Source organism: Coxiella-like endosymbiont of Rhipicephalus sanguineus (genome assembly GCF_018687865.1).
Genome location: NZ_NIQB01000084.1, coordinates 1 through 23,275, shown reverse-complemented (window position 1 = coordinate 23,275; position 23,275 = coordinate 1). Strand labels below are relative to the sequence as shown.

The following is a 23,275-nucleotide window of genomic DNA, read 5'->3' as shown; positions in this document are numbered from 1 at the left end:
GTACTCGAAGAGAAGCCTTTATTGCCATGTCGACATGAATTAAAACAAGATCAAAGCCCTTTTTGTACCATTCACTCCAGATTCCTTTTGAAAGAAGTAGTTTAATTCTAAATTAATTATTCTATATTATTCTATAAGATTTATTTAGAGCTGAGATTATAAGTTACAAGATTCAAATAACCGTAGATGAGAAATTAAATAAGATGATCAAAGCAAGAGCTAAAGAGATGGGTCTCTCAGTCAGCTCCTATGCGCGGTTAGCTTTGATGAGTGCTGTGCCTCATAAAGAGAATAAACTGCTGAATCAAGCCATCGTAGATATCTGATCTAAGTAATATAGAGACCTTGACATTAACTAAATTCAATCATCAGGTTGATAATCTCTAATTCTAAAATTAGAGCAAACTAAGACGTTCAAAAAATGTCTTAAAAATACCGGCATAAAAAATTGATTTTAGAAGAACTTAAGAAAGTGGTTGATCTGTTAGTTAACAATAAAACCATCCCCATAAAAAATATCATGATCATGAACTAAATTATAAAGGCATTCAGGAAAAGCCAGATGATCTATTGATCTACATAAAAAAGGATAAAGAGAAAATTATACTCATGGCATTAGATAGTTATTAAGAATTTTTTTGATTGCGTATCTATAACATACAGGATTAACTAATGGTTAGGATTATTACCCTCGATGATGTGAAAAATTTAATTCGAAAGATGACTTTGGAGATTTTTTTCTCAGCTGATTGAGAGATTGGAGTTGACCTTTTCCCGCTGGGATGAGTTTGAAAAAATGTCTCGCGTGGCTTCAACAGTAGAGAGAGGAATTTTGGAGTTAATGCCTTTTTGGGGGAAAGATTATTATTCCGTCAAATATGTTAATGGTCACCCACATAATCCAAAAGATAATAAACAAACAATTGTTGGAATTGGGATACTGGCAGATGTGGCGACAGGCTATCCGCTTATGATAAGCGAGATGACACTATTAACTGCCTTACGAACTGCTGCTACGGCTGCCTTAGCCTCTAAATATCTGGCTAAACTCAATTCCAAAACGTTCGCCATCATAGGCACTGGAGCGCAATCGGAATTTCAAATGATTGCCCACAAAATTCTGTTTGATATTCAAACTATTAATTATTTTGATATCGATCCAAACGCAATGGGAAAATTTGCAAAGAATTTGTTGCCTTATGGTTTTGATTTGCAACAAAAGGAAAATGCGGAATCTAGTGTGAAAAATGCTGATATTATTACCACTCTTACAGCTGCTCGAAAACAATCAAAAATATTAAAAGAAGAATGGATAAAGCCAGGGATGAGCATAAACGTTATTGGCGGAGATTGCCCAGGTAAAACGGAATTAGATTCCAAAATTCTAGAACAAAGTAAAATAGTTATTGAATTCCTTGAGCAATCTAAAGAGGAAGGAGAAATACAAGATTATAATTCTATGAACATTTATGCGGAATTATGGGAGTTAAGTCAAGGGAAAAAATTAGGACGCACTTCAGATGATGAAATTTTTGTTTTTGATTCTGTGGGATTTGCCTTAGAAGATTATGTGATCTTACGGTTGGTATATAGTCTTGCAGAAGATTTCCATGTTGGGCATATGCTTGATATGGTTCCTGAAAGCAGAAATCCTAACGATTTATTTGGATTATTATCTTGAATTCAGAATTTTCTTGAGATTAATTATTAATTCAACTGTTCCCGGTTAGTACTGAGCTTTTAAATCCTGATTTTTAATCAAAGTTGGGGGCGGGCTTCCGCTTTGAAAATACTACCTAAGCTTCCTAAGACGAGAATAGAAATCTCTTTTTTAAAAAACGAGATTCCTTAGCTCGGAAATGAAAGCCATCCTGCGTTAAGGGCTAAGAAGGATAGAGCGGAAACTCATTTTAGCCCTAATTTTTTTCCAGATAGTGGATGTCTTGTGCTCCCTTGCAAAAAGCTTCGTCCTCCATCATCATCTGATGAAGCGGGATATTAGTTTTTATTCCTTCAATTACCAACTCAGTTAAGGCGTTTTTCATGCGAGCAGTAGCTTCGGGACGATTCTCATTGTAAGCGATTAATTTTCCGATGAGGGAATCGTAATAAGGAGGAACTCGATAATTGGTATAAAGGTGAGAATCCATACGCACGCCCAAACCTCCGGGAGCATGATAAGCGGTCACGATTCCAGGAGATGGCATAAAATTTTTAGGATCTTCAGCGTTGATGCGACATTCAATCGCGTGTCCTTTGATTTCAATATCTTTTTGTTTGTAACGTAAAGGCTGTCCCGCGGCCATACGAATTTGCTCTTTTATAATATCAATACCCGTAATCATTTCGGTGACGGGGTGTTCTACCTGAATCCGTGTGTTCATTTCGATAAAATAAAATTCGCCTTTCCTATAGAGAAATTCGAAGGTTCCGGCACCTAGATAATTTATAGTAATACAAGCTCGGACACACCGCTCGCCGATAGTGGCACGTTGTTCCGGTGTGATACCTGGGGCTGGAGCCTCTTCAATAACTTTTTGATGACGGCGTTGCATGGAACAGTCACGTTCTCCCAGATGAATAGCATTCCCTTTACCATCTCCAAGTACTTGGATTTCGATGTGCCGGGGGGTTTCAAGGTATTTTTCCATATAAACTTCATCCGTCCCGAAAGCAGCGGCTGCTTCTGTTCGCGTCAAAGTGATGGAATTTAATAAATCTGCCTCTTGACAAACTACGTGCATCCCTCGACCGCCGCCGCCTCCCGCGGCCTTAATTAAAACGGGATAACCAATACGGCGGGCAATTGCTATATTGGCATCATTGTCCTTAGTTAGGACACCATCAGAGCCAGGAATGCAAGGAAGACCGGCTTCTTTCATCGTCTTAATGGCTGAGACTTTATTTCCCATGAGGTGGATAGTGTCATGGGAAGGGCCGATAAACGTAAATTCACTTTTTTCCACTTGCTCAGCAAAATTTGGATTTTCCGCAAGGAAGCCATAGCCTGGGTGGATGGCATCAGCATGAACGATTTCAGCGGCTGAAATAACGGACGGAATGCTCAAATAGCTATTAGTACTATTGGACGGTCCAATACAAACCGCTTCATCAGCCAATCGTACGTGCATGAGATTTTGATCGGCAGTAGAATAAGCGGCTACCGTTTGGATACCCATTTCTTTACAGGCTCGGTGAATGCGTAAGGCAATTTCGCCACGGTTAGCGATTAATACTTTTTTAAACATGAAGATACCCGCCTAGTCTTGTTCAATGATAAAGAGTGGTTGATCAAACTCCACCGGCTGTTCATTTTCGATGAGGCGAGCGCTAATGACACCACTTTTGTCCGCTTCAATTTTATTAAACATCTTCATTGCTTCAATAAGGCACACGGTGTCGCCCATAGAAATTCGCTGTCCAACCTCTACGAAAGGCTTGGCTCCAGGGGTTGGTGATAAATAGACCGTCCCTACCATAGGAGATTTCAAAGAGTGACCTCTTAAGGTTCCCGCGGCAGGAGCTTCCTTCGCTTCTGGTTGAGTAGGAATAGGTCTAGTAGAGGGTGCCAGTAAACCCGCTAGCACAGTAGGCGTGGGAGGAGCGATAGAAGATTGTTGTTGAGGAAATCGACTGATGCGTACTGATTCTTCGCCGGATTTTACTTCGATTTCTCCTATACCTGTTTCATTGATCAATTCGATGAGTTTTTTAATTTTACGTATGTCCATGAAGAAGTTCCTTGTAATCTGTCAGAATACTTTTACCAAATCACTATCCCGCTTTTTGCGAGAAATAACTGTGTCAGTAATTCTGCCTTACTTGGTCCCGATTGTCTAGAATTGAAAGTTATCGACTTATTCGGTGCAGATCTAGGTAAGATCTAGACTTTTTAGAGTGTATTTGATCAGAAAATACTCAAATTAGGATCAGTTTTATTCTATTAAATAAATACATATATCCTACTTGTAACTGTTTTAAATGATTTAAAAATTTTGAAGCCGATATCTCACCTACAATACGTAAGTTAGGGATCTCCTTACTATTGACATTAAGAAATAGGACAGTGGGTAGGGCAATGACTCCAAAGTGTCTTTCCACCAATTAATTTTCTAAATTGTTTGTCTGTGACATCTGCACGCAACAAACGGAAAGGTTGTAGCGCTTTTTGCACTCTTGGATTTGCAAAGGTGGATTGGTTCCATCTTGTTTTCAGGAAATGCACCAATCCACGTAAAAATCAATTATGATAGGTTGATTGTTGAGTTTGATCTATTTTTACTTGTTGCTCGACTTCTGGAAGTGGATAAACTGAAATAAATCGCTCTTGACTCTCTTTTTGTTTTCTAACATTCCCAGAAAAGGGTGGAGCGGATTAGTATTTCTAGAAACTGCACTAGTAACCAAGGCAATTCCGTAAATAAATAAGATTAACCCCAGGGATTTTCCTATTTTTTGCGAAGTCGTTTGTGTGGTTGAAAGAGCACCTAACGCCAGGGCAGAGCTGATAGCTAATCCAACCCACAAAGGTAGATAAACAACCCAATTAAAGCCGTGCCTATGTAAGTGCCGCTTTGCTGATTACTAATTTCTGTTAAACACGTTTGCTATTGGGAGGGGAGTTCTAGGCTATGATAATCCAAATAGAGATAAAGCCATTTCAATAAAAATTAAACTGAATAAAGCAATAACCCATCGGTTTTGAAAAACAGCTTGAACAGTACGGTCAATATATCGAAAAATAACCCCGGTAAGGGCATAAGTAATTCCCATTCCCAGTACATACTGTTAGGGACAAACTAAACGATCGCCAAGGATGCGGTTTTTTTGTCTGGCAATAATTGCTCGATAAAATCGGAATCATAGGCAGCACACAGGGTGTAAAGGAAAGTAATAAACCAAAACCAAAAAAACTCCCTAAAATTAGGAATAAATTTTTATGCTCCGAGAGCTAGGTTACTTTATCTTGTTCGGTGGGAGGTATAATTTCTTTTTTTTTAAAGAGATTGTTTTATCTGGAGCAATATCTACTGCTAAGGGATAAGTAGGTTGCATATAATTTCCAGCGAGATTGAGGACTATCGTTTTTGAAGTGGGGGGTAACAATAACCTTGTTCCAAATAACCTTGATAATTTATCCGAAGGTAAAGTGTTGAGGGGCTTGATTTAATTATCAGAATAGGGATTTTTAATAGCCCCGAATAAACGGGCAGTTTCCCAAGCCCTGGATAATCTTTAGTAGGGTTTGCTTCCGGTCAGAGTGGTTGTCCTAGGTGGTCTTCGGTCGATTTGAGTGAATCAAAAGAGATGCGATTGCGGTAAATATAGAGTCCCGGTTTTATCTGCCAAATGCTAATGATGGTTTGCTAATCTTTGGCTTTAGCACTGAATTGAAACGCCTCATCAACAGGGAGGGGTTGTTCAGGCAATTTCAGCATTTATTGAATAGAAAATAAAAATAATTCTAAAGCGAATAAAAAACCTCTCATTTCCGATATTTTAACATACTCCCCGATAAGCGCTAACTAAGTGTGCCCCATCCCACAAAATAGCGCCTCTGAGGTGTTGGGTATGGATCAATTGGCAGAGGGACTTCAATTTCAATTCGTCCAGGGATTCATACCCCACAAACTGCTTCGCAATGGGACTATAAACGTAAGAAGCAATAATTTTATTGCCTTGTGTAATGTTATAGTTCTGATAACCCTCCCCACTTTGTAAAATGGCGTTGATATATTTGTAAGGCAACATACCGTCTTGATTATTGAGATAACGGGCCGGAAAATGACTAGGACCCACCCAAGCTTGATTAAGGCCGGCATAGGAAGAAGTCCCCCTTTCTACCCCTGAAGAAGCCGCCGCGACCATAGGTCACAATTCCGATTTGGAGTTTATTTGCAGGCACTCCGTAATCCAATACTTGTTGAGCAATCTCTTCTACGCCGTAATGAATATTATAGGAGTGGCTGTAGAAAATTGGGTTGTTGGAGCATCACATAAGATAGCGTTCCAGGATCGTTGGTGTGATCCCAAGGATCGTGTAAATCGTAGGTCATTAGCGAAATTGCATTTACGTATGGAGCAATTGTTTTAAATCAAGCAACCCGGAACGGATTTATTAATATATTGGAGATAATCTTTATTTGGGGTAATGGTTACAGAAATATAAGAATAACGCCCAGGCGTTCCCGAGTTGCTTTAATTAAATTAAATAACTGATTATAGTCCGGTTAAGGTTGAGACATCGGATTTTTTTATGAACCATCAGGGTTAATGGGTGGTTCGAAATCATAATCAACGCCATTGACAGCTTTTATTTGATTTAACTAATTTTGCAGCGATGCTAAAAATGCCTCTTGGTTGGCAAAAATAGTTTGAAAGGTATCGGTAGAAACCGAATTATTTTGAATGGTATTAGCGCCACCAATGGAAATAATTTTTTTGTGTTAGATCGATCTTACAGCTAAATTTATAAAAGCGCCGAAATTATTCATTTGCTCGACGTCTTTATCGTTGTAATTTAACAAAGCTAAATGATAACTACCTGTCGAACAGTCTTGTTGAACAGTAGTGCAGGATCTTGTCGATGATTGCGAACAAAATCTTTGCAAAATCTTTGCTAGGTGGCATATTCAGGGATAGTCCTCCTGGCAGATTAGCCTATAAATCGTCGAAATGTAAATGTCCGACTGAGCTCGAAGGGACACCATATTTTTGGCTTGTTGCAGAATTTGAATCCCACACTTGCAAAAATGCATAGACGATAATGTCAGATTTCTCCGCTTTATCCAACATATCAAGATTAGAAATTTTTTGTTGACTGTCATACTGGCTGGGATAAGAATTATAAAAGGGGATAAGCCGCATGCTGACCATCCGGAGGAGAATATCCGGACGACTCTGTCATATAAGTCATTAAGTTAGAAGCATTTTTTAATGATGAGAATAAAAAATAAGGGGAAAAAAGGAAATCTTTATCCAACTTTTCATGCCTATTTCTCCTGTTTGTTTTTTCTTATCTGAGCATATTTCAGCGACAATAGGAAATTACAAAATTAGACAAGAAATTTATAATAATTTCAAAAGATTAGAAAGAATTCTCTAAAATGGATTACGCACCTTCGGCGCTAATCCACCCTACGTAGTCGATAACATTTGACGTAATACGAATGGTAAAATGCCACCGTGGTGGTAATAAGCCAATTCATTTTCGGTGTCGATTCGACAATGCAGAGAAATTTTTTCAATAATTCCGCTTTTGCGCTTGATCGTCATGATAACACACCTATTGGGACGTAAATTATTTTCTATTCCCGTAATGTCAATTATTTCGTTGCCTTCTAATTTTAAACTTTTACGGTTAGCGCCATTTTTAAATTCGAGTGGTAAAACACCCATGCCGATTAAATTAGAACGATGGATGCGTTCAAAACTTTCCGCAATAACGGCTGTAACGCCCAACAATCGTGGACCCTTAGCAGCCCAATCACGAGAAGAGCCTGTGCCATACTCCTTCCCGGCAATTACTAGCAGGGGAATATTTTCATCGCGGTATTTCATAGCCGCATCATAAATGGATAATTGCTCACCATCAGGAAAGTGCTTGGTAAATCCACCCTCTACGTTCGATAGCATTTCGTTTCGAATTCGAATATTGGCAAAGGTGCTTCGCGTCATCACTTCATGATTTCCCCGCCGAGAACCGTAGGAATTAAAATCTTTAATTCCAATGCCCTTTCTAATCAAATATTTACCGGCGGGACTATCTGGTTTAATAGCGCCTGCGGGAGAGATGTGATCTGTTGTTACGCTGTCGCCGAGAACCGCTAAAATACGTGCCCCTTTTATTTCTTTTAAAGGTTCGGGCTGGCTTTTCATATTTTCGAAAAATGGAGGTTTTTTTATATACGTAGAATCTCCTTGCCATTCAAAAGTATTGCCCGCAGATACAGTAATACGTTGCCATTCACCATGGCCTTTAAACACATCCGCATATTCTTTACGGAACATTTCGTTGCGTACTTGCTGAACGGCTTTGGCAATTTCTGAATTCGACGGCCAGATGTCATGTAAATAAACAGGCTCGCTCTGAGCATTTATTCCTACCGGATCTTTAGTAAGATCAATTCGAGTGGTCCCAGCTAAGGCAAAAGCTACTACTAGCGGGGGCGAGGCTAACCAATTCGCTTTGACTAAAGGATGGATTCGGCCTTCAAAGTTACGATTGCCCGATAAAACAGCTGAAACAATTAAATCATTTTCTGTGATCGTTTTAGCGATCGTTTCGGGCAACGGCCCAGAGTTACCGATACAGGTTGTACAACCATAGCCTACTAAATAAAACCCAAGTTTCTCTAAATAACTGATTAATCGTGTTTTTTGTAAATAATCTGTGACTACTTTGGATCCCGGGGCTAGTGACGATTTTACCCAAGGCTTTCTTTGTAAGCCTTTTTCCACAGCTTTTTTGGCCAGAAGGCCTGCAGCAAGCATTACGCTGGGATTTGAGGTGTTTGTGCAGCTGGTAATCGCTGCAATCATTACATCTCCATGGTGGAGATCCATATCATCGGTGCTCTTGAATGCTTGATCTAATTCTTGATCTCGTTTGGCCATCGTAACAAAATTTTCGGTAGCTTTTTTTAAAGCAGATAGCTTAACACCATCTTGCGGCCGCTTGGGACCTGCTAGGCTCGGTTCGACCGTGGAAAGATCTAGGGAGAGCGTGTCGCTAAAAGAGGGGTCTGGCGTATTTTCGTCGTACCAGGTGCCTTGTGCTTTAGAATAGGCTTTCACCAGTTCAATGACTTCAGGATCACGACCGGTCAATTCCATGTATTTAATAGTTTCCACATCGATAGGAAACAAACCGCAAGTAGCTCCATATTCCGGAGCCATATTGCCAATAGTTGCACGATCGGCGAGGGGGAGTTCGGCGAGACCCGGACCATAAAACTCCACAAATTTTCCTACCACCCCTTTGTGCCGCAACATTTGAGTTACCGTTAAAACAAGGTCAGTCGCAGTTACGCCTTCTCGTAATTTACCTGACAGACGAAAGCCGATCACTTTAGGAATTAACATAGAAATAGGTTGACCTAACACGGCCGCTTCTGCCTCTATACCTCCCACTCCCCATCCGAGAACTCCCAGGCCGTTGATCATAGTAGTATGACTGTCCGTCCCTACCACAGTGTCCGGGTAGGCAAACAGTTTATCGCCTATGGGGCTGGACCATACTCCCCGCCCTAAATATTCCAAATTCACTTGATGGCAGATACCGGTTCCGGGGGGAACTAATTGGAAATGGCGGAATGATTGTTGTCCCCATTTTAAAAATGTATACCGCTCATAATTTCGTTTCATTTCTATATGCACATTATCGAGGAAAGCTTTTTTATTGCCGAATTCATCCACTTGGAGCGAATGATCAATGATAAGATCCACGGGACAGTGGGGATTAATTTTAGCTAGATCACCTTTCATGGCTGCCATAGCATCGCGCATGGCGGCTAAGTCCACAAGGGCAGGAACGCCAGTAAAGTCTTGCATCAATACTCTAGCGGGCCGATAGGTAATTTCTTGGTCGGAGTTCTTTTCTCGCAGCCAATACGCGAAAGCTTCGATGTGGTTATGGGTAACTGTTTGGCCGTCTTCATGACGTAATTGATTTTCTAGAAGAATTTTTAGTGAATACGGTAAGGAATGAATATTTGAAAGCCCTGCTTCTTCTGCTCCTGAGAGACTATGGTAGTGATAAGTTTTGCCATTAACGGCCAGTGTGCGTAATGTTTTAAATGAATCTAGCAAAATAACCTCGCCACAGAAATCGAATTCGCGCTGAGCTTATCATAATCTTTGCCTTCACCCCAACCCTCCGTTTCTGGAGCTTGTCAATTTCGCTTTCCTCCACTTGCTCATTTCGTCTGTATAGAACTACTACTAATACTCAAATTCTGTGCTTTCATTTTTGTTTTAACTTTTGCCCTTGAATTTTTATTTGGTGCCCCTATATGGTTTAGTGATTGTCGCTCATACTTAATGAGCTTATTAAGGCAAAAAATTAGTTTAAATATGGAGAGAAAGCATGAATATACGTCCATTACACGATCGAGTGCTGGTCCATCGTCTTGAAGAAAAAGAACGCACTTCAGCAGGTGGCATCGTCATTCCAGACTCTGCCGCTGAAAAACCTTCTGAAGGGAAAATCGTCGCGGTTGGGCCCGGCAAATTTGAGAATGGTGAGGTTCGCGCTTTGAATGTCAAAGTGGGCGATCGTATTTTGTTTGGCAAATACGCTGGCACCGAAGTCAAAGTTGGTGGCAAGGAATATGTCGTCATGCGAGAAGATGACATTATGGGTGTAATTGAAGAATAACCAACAGTGGAAATAAAGAGGTAGAAGAAAAATGACTGCAAAAGTTTTAAAGTTTTCTCATGAAGCATTACACGCAATGAGCCGTGGTGTGGATGTTTTAGCAAACGCCGTGAAGGTAACTTTGGGCCCTAAAGGTCGCAACGTTGTATTAGATAAATCATTTGGTGCTCCAACCATTACTAAAGATGGTGTGAGTGTTGCTAAAGAAATTGAGTTAAAAGATAAATTCGAAAATATGGGCGCCCAAATGGTTAAAGAAGTGGCTTCCCGCACTTCGGACGATGCTGGTGACGGCACGACAACTGCTACTGTATTAGCGCAAGCTATTTTGGTAGAGGGCATCAAGGCCGTTATAGCCGGTATGAATCCGATGGATTTAAAACGCGGTATTGACAAAGCAGTAGCCGCTTCTGTTGCAGAATTGAAACAAATTTCTAAACCCTGCGAAGATAAAACTGCCATTGCTCAAGTGGGAACCATTTCAGCTAACTCAGATGAATCTATTGGTCAAATTATTGCTGATGCAATGGAAAAGGTAGGTAAAGAAGGCGTTATTACTGTAGAAGATGGCTCTGGGTTGGAAAATGAGTTGGAAGTAGTGGAAGGGATGCAGTTCGATCGTGGTTACCTGTCACCTTACTTCATCAACAATCAACAAAACATGAGCGTAGAACTTGAAAATCCATTCATTTTATTAGTGGACAAGAAGATTTCTAATATTCGTGAATTAATTTCGTTATTAGAAAACGTTGCAAAATCCAGTCGACCACTTTTAGTAGTGGCAGAAGATGTTGAAGGCGAAGCTTTAGCAACTTTAGTAGTGAATAACATCCGTGGGGTTGTGAAAGTAGCCGCTGTTAAGGCTCCAGGTTTGGTGATCGTCGCAAAGCGATGCTGCAAGATATTGCTGTTTTGACTGGTGCTAAAGTGATTTCTGAAGAAGTTGGATTATCACTAGAATCAGCAACGCTGGATGATTTAGGTTCCGCTAAACGTGTAGTGGTCACTAAAGAAGACACCACTATTATTGATGGCGCGGGCGATACTGGTGACATTAAAGACCGCGTGAAACAAATCCGAGCAGAAATAGAAGTAAGCACTTCCGATTATGATAAAGAGAAATTGCAAGAACGTCTGGCTAAATTAGCTGGTGGTGTTGCAGTAATTAAGGTGGGTGCTGCGACGGAAGTTGAAATGAAGGAGAAAAAAGCGCGTGTGGAAGATGCTCTTCATGCAACTCGCGCTGCTGTGGAAGAAGGGGTGGTACCTGGCGGTGGTGTGGCATTGATCCGCGTTATAAGGCTTTGGACAATATCAACGTGGACAATGAAGATCAACGCACGGGTGTTGAAATTGCCCGTCGCGCTATGGCTTATCCACTTTCTCAAATTGTAAAAAATGCAGGAGAACAAGCTGCCGTTATCGCCGATAAGGTATTGAATTATAAAGATGTAAATTATGGTTACAATGCTGCTAAAGGCGAATATGGGAACATGATTGAGATGGGTATTCTCGATCCCACCAAGGTTACCCGCACGGCCTTGCAAAATGCAGCTTCCATTGCGGGGCTTATGATTACTACGGAATGCATGGTGACTGAAGCTCCAAAAGAGAAAGAGGAACCCATGGCTGGTGGTGATATGGGAGGAATGGGCGGTATGGGTGGTATGGGCGGCATTATGTAATTGCCTCAAGCTTTTATCGCTAGAAAAAACCCTGCTTAAAGCAGGGTTTTTTTATCCTTAATTAAGTCTCTGATTGCTTGGCATCCCTAGTCTTATCCAATATAATCTCTGCCATATGCTCCGACGCACGACGCTCTACGAAGAACATTCTCAGGCAAAGGCTCACTTTGTTGATTTTGCTGGTTGGGAAATGCCTCTCCATTATGGATCACAAATTGATGAGCATCACCAAGTGCGGCAGCATCTTGGTATTTTTGATGTTTCCCACATGGGTATTGTTGATATAAAAGGCGAAGATGCTACGTCTTTTTTGCGCTTTTTATTAGCTAATGATATTGCGAAACTTAAGGAGCCCTGTCGTGCGCTCTATAGCTGTATATTGAACGACACTGGAGGAGTGATCGATGATCTTATTGTTTATTATTTATCCCACTCTCATTATCGACTTGTAATTAATGCGGCAACTCGAGAAAAAGATGTGGCTTGGATGAAAAAGCAAAGCCGATCTTATCAAGTGAGTGTTAACGAGGAGCCTAAAATGTGTATTATTGCCATTCAAGGCCCTGAGGTATTTTCCGTCGCTCAAAAGGTTTTTGATGAAGCGATCAATGTAAAATTAACGCAGCTCAAGCCTTTTCAATTTATTTTGTCAGATGATTTATTGATAGCTCGTACCGGATACACCGGGGAAGATGGGCTCGAAATGATTCTTCCCGATGCACAAGCGCACGAATTATGGCAAAGAGCGGTGCGTGGTGGAGTGAGACCTTGTGGGTTAGGAGCTCGAGATACCCTCCGTTTGGAAGCGGGGTTAAATTTATATGGCACCGACATGGATGAAACAACATCTCCCCTTTGTTCCAATCTTGGTTGGACGGTGTCTTGGGACGATCCCAACCGCAATTTTATCGGTCGCACCGCTTTAGAGAACCAATTAGACCGAGGCATTGAAGAACAGCTGATTGGATTAATCATGGAAGAGCCTGGTGTTTTGCGGAATCATCAAAAAATTTGGTTAAATAATCAGCAGAAAGGAGAAATTACCAGCGGTAGTTTTTCTCCTACCTTAAAACAGGCTATTGCCCTGGCTCGTATTCCTAATGAGGCGTTTGAGGTTGCTTCTATCGAACGGCGAGGTAAACAAATTCCGGTTAAGATAATCAAGCCGCCTTTTGTGTGTCGAGGTAAAAAAACCTTTTAAAGGAGATAAGAATGGCAGAATTTCCTGCGGAACTACGCTACAGCAAAAGTCATGAATGGGTAAGGAAGGAATCCGATGGTACTTTTACGGTGGGGGTTACGGATCATGCTCAGGAACAGCTGGGGGACCTCGTATTTATTGAATTACCGGATATCGATAGCCAAGTAGATGCTAGTGATGAAGTAGCTGTGGTGGAATCCGTAAAGACAGCAGCTGATGTTTACTCCCCTTTAACGGGTGAAGTGGTGGAAGTTAATGAAGCACTTCAAACGGACCCAGCCTTGGTAAATCGTGACCCTTACGGAGATGGTTGGCTTTATCGCATCAGACCTAATGACGAAAGTGAACTCGATGAGTTATTAAACGCTTCTGATTATGAAGCTCTAACCCAGGAAGAATAATGCCTTTTATTCCCCATACACCTAACGATCAAAAGGAAATGTTAGCCCTTATAGGTGCTGATAACATTGAACGATTATTTGATGAGATTCCTTCTAATTTAATGCGTGCCGCACTCAAGCAGATTCCAGAAGGATTAAATGAAGCAGCTATTACCCATCTCATGGAGGAACGCGAGCCTAAAAAATCACTATGTTTTATTGGTGCCGGTGCTTATGAACACCACATTCCGGCGGCTGTGTGGGAAATTACCACGCGAGGAGAATTTTACACGGCATATACGCCTTATCAGGCTGAAGCCAGTCAAGGAAGCTTGCAATTAATTTACGAATATCAAACCATGATGGCTGAATTGCTGGCCATAGACGTTTCTAATGCCTCTTTATACGATGGCGCCAGCGCCTTAGCTGAAGCAGCGTTGATGGCAGTCCGCCTCAAGCGAGGCAAAACACGCCGTATTTTACTCCCAGCCACTGTCCACCCAGCTTATCGAAAAGTCCTGGCATCAATTGTCCAACAGCAAAAAATTAATGTCGAGGTTATTCCTTATGATCTTAAACAAGGAATAGTAGATTTCCAATGGCTAAGTACTGTGGATATGACAGATGTTACCGCTCTCATTATTCCGCAGCCTAATTTTTTTGGCGTTTTAGAAGCTGTGGATACGTTAACAGATTGGGCTCATGGGCAGGATATTTTAGTGATTGCTAGCGTGAATCCCCTAGCAATGACCTTATTAAAACCTCCTGGACAGTGGGGACAACGAGGCGTAGACATCGTCTGTGGCGAAGGACAGCCTTTAGGGGTTCCTTTAGCTCCGGCGGACCTTATTTTGGATTTATAGGTTGTAAGAAAGAATACGTACGGCAACTTCCAGGGAGAATCGTAGCAAGAACCGTTGATGGGGAGGGTCGTGAAGGATTTACTTTAACCCTGCAAGCCCGCGAACAACACATTCGCCGTTCTAAAGCCACCTCAAATATTTGTACTAATCAAGGGTTGGTGGTAACCGCAGCTACTATTTATTTAAGTTTACTAGGAGCAAAAGGTTTACGTGAAGTGGCATTAGCGTCCCACACAAAAGCGCGGGATTTGTTTCAGCGTTTATCGTCTCTCAAAGAAATTACGCCGATATTTACTCGACCTATTTTTCATGAATTCGTAGTTCGATTGAAAAAACCAGTAGAAAAAGTGATTAGCCAAATGGCTGAACGAGGGATTTTAGCTGGGTATTCTTTAAAAGAGGATTATCCTGAACTAGGGAATTGTCTGTTAATTTGTGTAACGGAAACGAAGACCAATGAAGATATAGCCTATTATGAGAAAGTTTTCCTTGAAATAATTTACTCAATAGACTTTTTGATTACGACAGAAAACGAGTAAAAAATGCTAATTTTTGAAAAATCGCAAGAAAATCGACGTGCAGGGTCGCAAAAAATTCAGGGAAAAATAGAAGCTCATGATATTCCATCAGATTTATTACGTTCGGATTTGCCGAATCTTCCTGAATTATCTGAACTTGAAGTAGTTCGACATTTCACCCAATTATCCACGGAAAATTTTTCAATTGATACGCATTTTTATCCGCTAGGTTCTTGCACAATGAAATACAACCCACGAGCAGCTAATCGATTAGCTTCGCTCCCAGGTTATTTAAAACGCCACCCATTAACACCTGAGCCACAAAGCCAGTCTTTTTTGCAATGTCTTTATGAATTACAAATTATGTTGGCAGATATCACGGGAATGGAAAAAGTTTCGCTAACGTCTATGGCAGGTGCTCAAGGTGAATTTGCCGGCGTCGCAATGATAAAGGCGTATCATGAAATTCGGGGTGATTATGAACGCACGGAAATGCTGGTACCTGAGGCTGCCCACGGCACTAATCCTGCTTCTGCCGCCATGTGCGGGTATAGTGTTAAAGAAGTGGCGACGACAACTGAAGGCGATATCGATCTTGAAAAATTGAAAAAAATGGTGGGGCCGAAAACGGCCGGTATTATGCTAACTAATCCTTCGACGTTGGGTGTATTTGAAAGGCAAATTATAGAAGTTTCGAAAATTATTCACGACGCTGGTGGCTTGCTTTATTACGATGGAGCGAATTTAAATGCGATTTTAGGAAAATATCGACCGGGTGATATGGGATTTGATGTAATGCATTTAAATTTGCATAAAACCTTTGCAACCCCGCATGGTGGAGGAGGTCCTGGTGCAGGTCCTGTAGCAGCTAGCAAAAGACTTGTAGAATTTTTACCAGTGCCAATGATTGGAAAAAATGATGAGGGATATTATTGGATCACACAAAAACACCGGCCAAAAACGATTGGCCGATTATCGACTTTCATGGGTAATGCAGGTGTATTATTGCGAGCGTATATTTATTTGCGCATGTTAGGCAAGGAAGGAACTGTTAGGGTCGCTGAATTTTCTACTTTAAATGCTAATTATTTAATGAAACGTTTAGCGCAGTTAAGATTTACTTTGGCTTTCCCGAATCGGCGTGCTTCTCATGAATTTATTGTGACAGTGAAACCTTTAACTCGCCAATATGGGATAACTGCATTGGATATTGCTAAGCGATTTTTAGATTACGGATTTCATGCGCCAACGATTTATTTTCCTTTATTAATTCCTGAATGTTTGTTAATCGAGCCCACCGAAACAGAAAGTAAACAGACTTTAGATCGTTTTATAGAAGCCTTACAAAAAATTTGGTTGAGATAAAAGATAATTCTGAAATAGTGCAGAACGCGCCGCATCGTCAGCCCGTGGGGCGATTGGATGAAGTTAAAGCGGCTCGCGATTTAGATCTTCGCTGGTATCCTCCGACTCCTAAAACTCTGCTTCCAAACTCAGAAGTCACGACAACTAATTTTTTAGTTAAGGAACAAAAATAAAGTTCTTTCAGTAAAATGAGCACATTAATTTTGCTTACGAGAGGTTATTTATGGCTTGTTGTGCTTCATTATGCATGAAGAAAAGCCATGATGAAGAAAAGCCATGCCTTGCCGCCACTCCCAACGATCGAGAAATTTTTTAAAAAAAGAGAAACAACGAGAACTTTTGATTTTCTTATTTATCCTGGAATTTATTACACCATAATTATCAATATCCCTGACTAGTTCTCAACCCCTGACTAGTTTTCACAAAATGTTCTCTAAACCATACACTAAATGATCTAAGTCCATTACTTTTCGACACGCCAGAAAAATGCCAGACATTGTGCATCTGCGGTCCGTTCCGTCATGGCGAATGGTCAGAGTTTCGCCATTCCCGCCGAAAATTACGGATTGATGGGAGAATAAACCGGGAAGACGAATAGAATGGATAGGCACATTATTTTTTAATACTCCGCGAGCGGAGTTGGGAGGGGTCTCTTCTTTAGTTCCTTGAGAAGAAGCATCTACTTCCGCCATCATTTGAGCGGTTTTGATTGCAGTGCCTGAAGGAGCATCCACTTTATGAGGATGATGCATTTCAATAATTTCGGCATCTGGGAAATAGTGGGTAGCATCCTTGGCGTATTTCATCATCAAGATGGCGCCTAAAGAAAAATTGGGAGCAATTATTCCACCCAATTTTTTACTTGACATTGTTTCGCTAGAATACCGATCTGGTCTAAGGTTAATCCCGTAGTCCCAACTACGAGACGCGCACCCGCGTTGATAATTATTTCTGTGTTAGTGAAAACTACGTGAGGGGTAGTGAAGTCGATGACCACGTCTGCTTCCGTCGCTTTAATAATTTCCGTTAAATTATCTTGTCGTCCCGTTCCTGCAACTAAATTAAGATCAGATTGAGCCGTAATACTCTCTTTAACCACATGGCCCATTTTACCGTTAATTCCGTTGACAATAACGTTGATCATTTAGATTGAAAATTTTTTGTTGCAAAGTCCCAATTGACTATATGCCAAAAATTATTGACATACTTGGGACGATCGTTGCGGTTATCAATGTAATAGGCATGTTCCCATACATCCCAGGTTAATAATGGTTTCTTACCCTCCGTCATGGGATTGCGAGCGTTTACTGTACTTAAGACTTCTAGTTTTCCATTTTTATCTTGGACCAACCACGCCCACCCGGAACCGAAATGATTATTAGCGGAATTGGTGAATTCTTCTTTAAACTTTTCTAATGACCCAAAATGTTCTTTTAGCGCCAAAGCAAGATCGCCGTTCGGGTCCCCACCACCCTTTGGACTCATACAATGCCAATAAAAGGTATGATTCCAGCTTTGGGCTGCATTGTTGAAAATGTCCCCATCGGATTGCATGATAATTTCTTCAAGGGATTTTTTTCAAGGGGGGTGCCTTTAATAAGTTTATTCAATTTGTCCATATAAGCACGATGGTGTTTACCATGATGGTATTCCAGGGTTTCTTGAGAAATATAAGGTTCGAGGGCGTTTAACTTATAAGGCAGATTCGGTAGTTCAAAGGCCATTTTGAGTTTCCTTCTGATTGATTTAGAAGTTCTTAGCGAAAAAACCTAAACTTAGTGATTTTCTACTTATTGGCCACCGTGCTAGTAGCCCAAAAGATCACTAAACTTAGGTGTTCACCAGGAACCGCTTATTAATATTTTTATTGCTTGACTTTTGCACGATACCACATTATAGCTACAATTTCTAGCGGCAGCCGTGTGGTTAGAATGAAAAATCTATTCTTCATATTATTTGACAAATAACCAATATAGCGCTAAATTAGTACCAATTTGAATTAGTGCCAATTTGAATGTGGAGGTAGCATTATGGCAGTTTTAGTGGGTCGTGAAGCCCCTAATTTTATGGTCCCTGCAGTGTTGGCGAATGGCGATATCGTAGAAAACTTTAATTTAACTGAAGCCATCCAAAACAAATACGGGCTGGTTTTCTTTTATCCTCTTGATTTACATTCGTATGTCCTTCTGAGTTGATTGCTTTGGATCATGCGATTGATGAATTCCACAAACGCAATGTAGAGGTAGTGGCTGTTTCTATAGATTCACAGTTTGCCCATTATGCTTGGCGTAATATTCCCGTAGAAAAAGGTGGGATTGGACCTGTCCGGTATACTTTAGCTGCGGACGTTTCACATAGCATTTGCGGTAGTTATGGAGTAGAACATTTCGAAGCCGGAGTTGCTTTACGTGGTGCTTTCTTAATTGATAAGCAAGGAATTGTTCGATCTCAAATTGTAAATGACTTACCGTTGGGTCGAAGCATTCCGGAAATCCTACGTATAGTGGATGCCCTCCAATTTACTGAAGAAAATGGTAAAGTTTGTCCGGCAAACTGGAAAAAAGGTGATGTTGGGATGCAGGCTTCTCCAGCAGGTGTTGCAAAATATTTGGCGGAAAATGCCAACAATTTATAAATATAATTAATTTTTTCTCTTTTTTAAAGGGCGACAGTAATCTCGAGCTAGAATTAAAATAGATCCGCAAATATTACAATTTGCGAAGCAGAAAAGGTCCTTTAACTCCAGTGAAACGCAGAAAACGCCTAGTACATAGCGCAGCGTAAATGCGGTAAATGCGGTCCTCGAAAATAGAAGCACCTTAAACATAAAGAACGTATCTGAAGCAGAGATTATTACTTCGGAAGAAGTCGTTTAACCCTTACTCTCGTTCACTTTTTCTTTAGGCGATGATGGGAGAAGGGGAAGAGTGTTTTTGCTCTTCACGCCGCCATCGTCGCCCAATTTTATTGACAATGTAACAAAATAATTCAGCTGCGCACTTGGCATCATAAATGGCAGAGTGTGCTTCATTTTTATCAAAGGGGATACGAGCCTCTCGTAGTGCTTTAGCGAGCACCGGTTTGCCAAATACGGTAGCTGCTAAAGTAGCCGTATCAAAACAGGTAAACGCGTGAAAGGGAGATTTTTTTATCTTGCAACGCTTCATGGCTGTCTGGATAAAAGATAAATCAAAATAGGCGTTGTGGCCGACGAGCACTGCTCGGCGACAGCCTGAGTCATCACAGCTTTTTCTACAAACACAAATAATTCCTGCAATGCTTTTTTTTCTTCAATAGCAAAGCGAAAAGGGTGATAAGGATCAATTCGCGTGATTTCTAACGACGCGGGGTCTAAAGCAGCGCCTTCGAAGGGCAATACATGACAGGAAAATAATTCTCCGGGATGTAATTTTTTTCTTGATTGATTTCAATTAAAACTACAGCTATTTCCAATATAGGATTTTTAAGAGGTTCCAATCCACCCGTTTCAATATCAATAACAACGGGAAGATAACCGCCAAATCGCTCTTTTAAAGGGTCTGGATGGGAGTGGTTTTCGATCATAGGTTTTAATTTACGAGTCGTCTTTATTGAGAAATGTGACTAAGTCGCCAGTTCAATGTTTCACCTGCTAACAAGGGTACCACAGTATCTGGACCAAAAGATAAGGATTGAGCAACTTGCCAAGGCTGTTTAACCAAAGTAATTTTTGTGGAATTAAATGGCAAACCATAGAATTGTGCACCAAAACGACTGGAAAAGCCTTCTAATTTGTCTAACGCATTATGGCGATCAAATAATTCCGTATAAATTTCGATAGAGGCGGGGGCATTGTAAATACCCGCAGCACCACAAGCTGATTCTTTTTTTGTTTGCGAATGCGGAGCACTGTCGGTGCCTAAAAAGAATTTAGGATTGCCGCTAATAGCTGCTTTAATAAGCGCGGCTTGATCCCGGCTCGTTTTTAAAAGTGGCAAACAATAATAATGAGGGTGAAGGCCGTCTTTTAGCAAATGATTTCGGGTAAGCCAAAGATGATGAGGGGTAATAGTTGCTGCGAGTGTTGACACGGCTGTCTCAGTAATAAAATCCACCCCTATTTTGGTAGAGATATGTTCCAAAACCATTCGCAGATTGGGAAAATGTTTTAATAAAGGAATTAGTTCTCGTTCAATAAAAACAGCTTCTCGGTCGAAAATTTCGATGGTTGGATCGATGACTTCTCCATGGATCAGCAAAGGCAGATTGATGGATTGCAGCACCTCTAAAATGGGATAAATTTTCTGTAAGCTTTTTACACCTGCTTGGGAATGCGTAGTGGATCCTGCAAGATAAAGTTTACAAGCCACAATAAAGCTCGATTGTTTGGCAGCTTTAATTTCATTCGCTGATAAAGTATCGGTAAGATAAAGCGTCATTAAGGGAATGAATTTGGAATTAGCAGGGATGTGTTTTTTGATTCTTTCACAATATGCTTTAGCTTGTGCCACTGTCGTCACGGGCGGAACTAAATTCGGCATAACAATGGCTCGCCCAAACCTAAGAGCAATATCGGTAACTGTTCGTCCAAGATAGGAATGATCACGTAAATGGCAGTGCCAATCATCGGGTTGAATTATTGTAATTTCATTCATTTTCAATCGCGCCTAATTTAAATGTTAGCGAGAAACACTGCTAAAAATTGATTCTAGCAAAACGCATTTAACCCGTGTATATTAAAAAAACCTTTCTTGAAAATCTCTCAGAAGGCCAGAAAAACTAAAAGGAGTTTGTGAAATTTTTGGCGAGGGTAAGCATATTTCTTATTTTTTTTCTTACTTTTTCTATTGATACTCAAAGAATCTCCAATGATGAAGAAATAAAACACAGACTTCAACAAGTCACACACCAAGAAGAAGAGTTAGACCACGAAATAAATAATTTAAAAGTGGAATTGCATCACATTCAAAAAGTTATAAAAGAATAATTCCTCTCCCACTATACGTACTTTGGCCCGAGAAGAAAAAGTGAAATTAGGTTGCCACCTTATGGGTTATTTGGGATGATTATTTTCGCGTGTTGCGATTTCGTCATGGAATTACTGTAACGACATCGTCTTTACTCAGTTTAAAAAGTGCGTTTAATGTTGCTGATTTGCTCTACACCTATCCAAAAGTATGAATGAAGATTTACTTTTATTGCGACAGCGCTATTACCGAACACATATTTATGGATGGCCGGAGACACACTCAAAAATCGAGCCATTGTAGTTCTAAGCGGTGCTTTGGAAGGATAGATTATTTATAACCATGATTCGATGGTCGAAGGAAGTAAAGGGGATATTAATCTCAGTACGGTAGTGATCGATGTGATGCCGATGGTAAGCAGTTAGGCGAATAGGTTAATTGTATTGGAGTATGATTCTTTTACCCCAAACACCGGTAGCCGTGTTACCAATTCACAGGTTTATTTAAGTCGCTGATTTTTGACCATTTGGCAATCTCAATGTATCTCCAGTCTATTTCCATTTCACGATAGGGTAAATGTATGTCCCTTATGGAAGATTCGGCAGCGCATGTTAACGACCCGTTAACGGTTTTATTAATGCCGATTGAAGCTCTTGCTGCTAGTGTGGTTAGGTTATACGCAGAACGGCTTTTATAGTTTTATTTATAGCCTTCAAGGATTCAACAATTCTTGTCCTAGGCGCCTTTTCCGTCAGGGCGGTGTAAATACCGGTTACCAAAATGATCATTTCTCCATTGATGCTGGGTATGTTACTAATATTGCTGATTCGCAGGAAATGCAAGATAAACGCATTAATCCATTTATAATTTATAACGGCCTTTCTTGAGGGAAATATTCAGTATGCTACCTTACAGAGTTCGGCGGATTAGGAGTGACTCTTGGAAGGGATCAACTTACAACATTCAGTTCCTGGGGTAGATGGGTATATAGAAGTTATGAAAGGCCCCTTTAATCTAATCCTGAAATATCTTTTCGCGACACGAACTTTTTTTGCACCACAAGACGTGACCTTCAACGGCGTTGGGGCCTTTATTCGTGCGGGGCACATGCCGAAATTGATTTCACCACACGTATTCATGATAGCTCCGTTTTATTTGGATTTGCCTATGAGTCAAACTTGGGAAGCACTTGCTTTTAATTTGCCAAAAAATAGTTATATCTTTGTAAGTTAGTACTTCTATTTGGAAAAATAGAATGACGGGGCTTGAATATCATCATGAATTAACTGCAGCAGAACTGTGCTAGCAAGAAGTAACCGGTTAACCGGTGCAGGTTTGCCTGTCCCAACAGCAAATATTGGCGGTACTCGAAACATGGTTATCTTCCAATTTGGTGCTTATTTCTAAAATCATGTTCCCGTCAAATAATGTATCCCTGGCTTCTTTTGAGGCTGGTTTTTTTTATTTTTAGCGGACCCTTTATTCGCTAGAGACAATATTTTTTGTAAGCCTTTTCAACGCTTTAATATAAGCTTGTTCATCAGGTAGCATATTATTTCGTTGGGCTTTCCAAATGAAAGTGGCCATCATATCCATGATCAAATGTTCCACCTTATGGGAGTCGCCCACTTTACTCAGCAATTGTTGATAATAAGATTTGATTCCCGAGGGACGATCCGTATTCAATTGTTCCAAGAGCCCTAAATGTAAACTCATATGTAAAAAAGGATTCGTATCAGTGGTGTAGTTTTGATGAAGTTGTTTACTCAGATTATCCAAAACGCTGTGATATTCGGAGTGAACTAGGATCACTGAAATTAGTTGGCTTTCCAGGGGAGAAAGCGGCTCTTTTTTATTATATTTTTCCCAGGTGGCGAAAAATATTTTTCGTAGATGATCGCGTTCGCTCATCATTTTAATAAATCGTTTTGTGGGTATT

18 protein-coding genes and 7 pseudogenes are annotated in these 23,275 nt (G+C 40.6%); 11 read left to right on the top strand and 14 right to left on the bottom strand.

Going from position 1 to position 23,275, the window contains the following annotated elements:
- Positions 1–203 precede the first annotated feature (203 nt).
- On the top strand, positions 204–326 hold the full coding sequence (locus B1F79_RS06425; RefSeq protein WP_285896407.1) for a hypothetical protein: 123 nt from the start codon (positions 204–206) through the stop codon (positions 324–326).
- A gap of 437 nt (positions 327–763) precedes the next feature.
- A complete protein-coding gene (gene ocd, locus B1F79_RS04835; RefSeq protein WP_251366210.1) occupies positions 764–1,681 on the top strand; it encodes an ornithine cyclodeaminase in 918 nt (305 codons plus the stop codon).
- 235 nt (positions 1,682–1,916) lie between these two features.
- On the opposite strand, the gene accC is transcribed toward ocd, so the two are convergent.
- The 7 genes from accC to B1F79_RS04810 all read right to left on the bottom strand — a co-directional run bounded on the left by accC (position 1,917) and on the right by B1F79_RS04810 (position 5,868).
- Positions 1,917–3,248 carry an acetyl-CoA carboxylase biotin carboxylase subunit gene (gene accC / locus B1F79_RS04830; protein ID WP_251366209.1) on the bottom strand — a complete coding sequence of 444 codons (1,332 nt, stop codon included), beginning with the start codon at positions 3,246–3,248 and terminating at the stop codon, positions 1,917–1,919.
- 12 nt (positions 3,249–3,260) lie between these two features.
- On the bottom strand, positions 3,261–3,731 hold the full coding sequence (gene accB, locus B1F79_RS04825; RefSeq protein ID WP_251366208.1) for an acetyl-CoA carboxylase biotin carboxyl carrier protein: 471 nt from the start codon (positions 3,729–3,731) through the stop codon (positions 3,261–3,263).
- A gap of 320 nt (positions 3,732–4,051) precedes the next feature.
- The gene (locus B1F79_RS06420; RefSeq protein WP_285896406.1) at positions 4,052–4,174 is read right to left on the bottom strand and encodes a hypothetical protein; all 123 of its coding nucleotides are present in this window, start codon (positions 4,172–4,174) and stop codon (positions 4,052–4,054) included.
- 455 nt (positions 4,175–4,629) lie between these two features.
- Positions 4,630–4,773, bottom strand: coding sequence for a cytochrome c biogenesis protein CcdA (locus tag B1F79_RS04820; protein WP_251366207.1), 144 nt, complete (start codon positions 4,771–4,773; stop codon positions 4,630–4,632).
- Positions 4,727–4,873 carry a hypothetical protein gene (locus tag B1F79_RS07190; RefSeq protein WP_443652032.1) on the bottom strand — a complete coding sequence of 49 codons (147 nt, stop codon included), beginning with the start codon at positions 4,871–4,873 and terminating at the stop codon, positions 4,727–4,729. The genes B1F79_RS04820 and B1F79_RS07190 overlap by 47 nt, the downstream gene beginning before the upstream one ends.
- Before the next feature lie 205 nt (positions 4,874–5,078).
- On the bottom strand, positions 5,079–5,180 hold the full coding sequence (locus B1F79_RS07075) for a hypothetical protein (protein WP_251366213.1): 102 nt from the start codon (positions 5,178–5,180) through the stop codon (positions 5,079–5,081).
- Between the two features lie 319 nt (positions 5,181–5,499).
- Positions 5,500–5,868 carry a glycoside hydrolase family 18 protein gene (locus B1F79_RS04810; protein ID WP_251366206.1) on the bottom strand — a complete coding sequence of 123 codons (369 nt, stop codon included), beginning with the start codon at positions 5,866–5,868 and terminating at the stop codon, positions 5,500–5,502.
- Between the two features lie 55 nt (positions 5,869–5,923).
- On the opposite strand from B1F79_RS04810, the gene B1F79_RS04805 reads away from it, so the two are divergent.
- Complete coding sequence (locus B1F79_RS04805) at positions 5,924–6,094, top strand: hypothetical protein (RefSeq protein ID WP_251366205.1); 171 nt, start codon at positions 5,924–5,926, stop codon at positions 6,092–6,094.
- Between the two features lie 566 nt (positions 6,095–6,660).
- Here the strand turns inward: B1F79_RS04805 and B1F79_RS04800 are convergent.
- Both B1F79_RS04800 and acnA read right to left on the bottom strand, forming a co-directional pair.
- Positions 6,661–6,876, bottom strand: a complete 216-nt coding sequence (locus B1F79_RS04800) for a hypothetical protein (protein WP_251366204.1) — start codon at positions 6,874–6,876, stop codon at positions 6,661–6,663.
- Between the two features lie 261 nt (positions 6,877–7,137).
- Positions 7,138–9,810 carry an aconitate hydratase AcnA gene (gene acnA / locus B1F79_RS04795; RefSeq protein WP_285896405.1) on the bottom strand — a complete coding sequence of 891 codons (2,673 nt, stop codon included), beginning with the start codon at positions 9,808–9,810 and terminating at the stop codon, positions 7,138–7,140.
- Positions 9,811–10,087: 277 nt separating this feature from the next.
- On the opposite strand from acnA, the gene B1F79_RS04790 reads away from it, so the two are divergent.
- From B1F79_RS04790 to gcvPB, 6 genes and pseudogenes are all read left to right on the top strand, one after another.
- A complete protein-coding gene (locus B1F79_RS04790; protein ID WP_251366203.1) occupies positions 10,088–10,378 on the top strand; it encodes a co-chaperone GroES in 291 nt (96 codons plus the stop codon).
- 31 nt (positions 10,379–10,409) lie between these two features.
- Positions 10,410–12,063 (top strand): annotated as a pseudogene (gene groL, locus B1F79_RS04785) (chaperonin GroEL).
- A 115-nt stretch (positions 12,064–12,178) separates the two neighbouring features.
- Positions 12,179–13,264 (top strand): glycine cleavage system aminomethyltransferase GcvT, encoded by a 1,086-nt coding sequence (gcvT, locus tag B1F79_RS04780; protein WP_251366202.1) that lies wholly within the window; start codon positions 12,179–12,181, stop codon positions 13,262–13,264.
- 11 nt (positions 13,265–13,275) lie between these two features.
- A complete protein-coding gene (gene gcvH, locus B1F79_RS04775) occupies positions 13,276–13,665 on the top strand; it encodes a glycine cleavage system protein GcvH (RefSeq protein WP_251366201.1) in 390 nt (129 codons plus the stop codon).
- Positions 13,665–15,046: pseudogene (gene gcvPA, locus B1F79_RS04770) on the top strand (aminomethyl-transferring glycine dehydrogenase subunit GcvPA). The gene gcvH and the pseudogene gcvPA overlap by 1 nt, the downstream one beginning before the upstream one ends.
- Positions 15,047–15,049: 3 nt before the next feature.
- Positions 15,050–16,563, top strand: a pseudogene (gcvPB, locus tag B1F79_RS04765) (aminomethyl-transferring glycine dehydrogenase subunit GcvPB).
- Positions 16,564–16,809: 246 nt separating this feature from the next.
- On the opposite strand, the pseudogene dapB reads toward gcvPB, so the two are convergent.
- Positions 16,810–17,534, bottom strand: a pseudogene (gene dapB, locus B1F79_RS06630) (4-hydroxy-tetrahydrodipicolinate reductase).
- A pseudogene (locus tag B1F79_RS04750) lies at positions 17,531–18,114 on the bottom strand (superoxide dismutase). The pseudogenes dapB and B1F79_RS04750 overlap by 4 nt, the downstream one beginning before the upstream one ends.
- Before the next feature lie 306 nt (positions 18,115–18,420).
- On the opposite strand from B1F79_RS04750, the pseudogene B1F79_RS04745 reads away from it, so the two are divergent.
- Positions 18,421–19,025, top strand: a pseudogene (locus tag B1F79_RS04745) (peroxiredoxin).
- Between the two features lie 265 nt (positions 19,026–19,290).
- Here B1F79_RS04745 and B1F79_RS04740 read toward each other — a convergent pair.
- Together B1F79_RS04740 and pyrC are read right to left on the bottom strand one after the other, a co-directional pair.
- Positions 19,291–19,954: pseudogene (locus tag B1F79_RS04740) on the bottom strand (exonuclease domain-containing protein).
- 23 nt (positions 19,955–19,977) lie between these two features.
- On the bottom strand, positions 19,978–21,024 hold the full coding sequence (gene pyrC / locus B1F79_RS04735; RefSeq protein ID WP_251366198.1) for a dihydroorotase: 1,047 nt from the start codon (positions 21,022–21,024) through the stop codon (positions 19,978–19,980).
- A gap of 1,251 nt (positions 21,025–22,275) precedes the next feature.
- Here pyrC and B1F79_RS04730 point away from each other — a divergent pair.
- Entirely contained in the window at positions 22,276–22,569 is a 294-nt protein-coding gene (locus B1F79_RS04730; protein WP_251366197.1) for a hypothetical protein, read from the top strand.
- Positions 22,570–22,815: 246 nt separating this feature from the next.
- On the opposite strand, the gene B1F79_RS04725 is transcribed toward B1F79_RS04730, so the two are convergent.
- Positions 22,816–23,275 (bottom strand): DUF1841 family protein (locus B1F79_RS04725; RefSeq protein WP_308159740.1); only part of this gene is annotated, 460 nt, incomplete at its 5' end.

Bases quoted from the DNA above. Each gene is read 5' to 3' on its own strand.
- B1F79_RS06425 (WP_285896407.1), top strand. From the start codon at position 204: ATGATCAAAGCAAGAGCTAAAGAGATGGGTCTCTCAGTCAGCTCCTAT.
- accC (WP_251366209.1), bottom strand. From the start codon at position 3,248: ATGTTTAAAAAAGTATTAATCGCTAACCGTGGCGAAATTGCCTTACGC.
- accB (WP_251366208.1), bottom strand. From the start codon at position 3,731: ATGGACATACGTAAAATTAAAAAACTCATCGAATTGATCAATGAAACA.
- B1F79_RS04820 (WP_251366207.1), bottom strand. From the start codon at position 4,773: ATGGGAATTACTTATGCCCTTACCGGGGTTATTTTTCGATATATTGAC.
- B1F79_RS04810 (WP_251366206.1), bottom strand. From the start codon at position 5,868: ATGGTCGCGGCGGCTTCTTCAGGGGTAGAAAGGGGGACTTCTTCCTAT.
- B1F79_RS04800 (WP_251366204.1), bottom strand. From the start codon at position 6,876: ATGGTCAGCATGCGGCTTATCCCCTTTTATAATTCTTATCCCAGCCAG.
- B1F79_RS04790 (WP_251366203.1), top strand. From the start codon at position 10,088: ATGAATATACGTCCATTACACGATCGAGTGCTGGTCCATCGTCTTGAA.
- gcvT (WP_251366202.1), top strand. From the start codon at position 12,179: ATGCTCCGACGCACGACGCTCTACGAAGAACATTCTCAGGCAAAGGCT.
- gcvH (WP_251366201.1), top strand. From the start codon at position 13,276: ATGGCAGAATTTCCTGCGGAACTACGCTACAGCAAAAGTCATGAATGG.
- pyrC (WP_251366198.1), bottom strand. From the start codon at position 21,024: ATGAATGAAATTACAATAATTCAACCCGATGATTGGCACTGCCATTTA.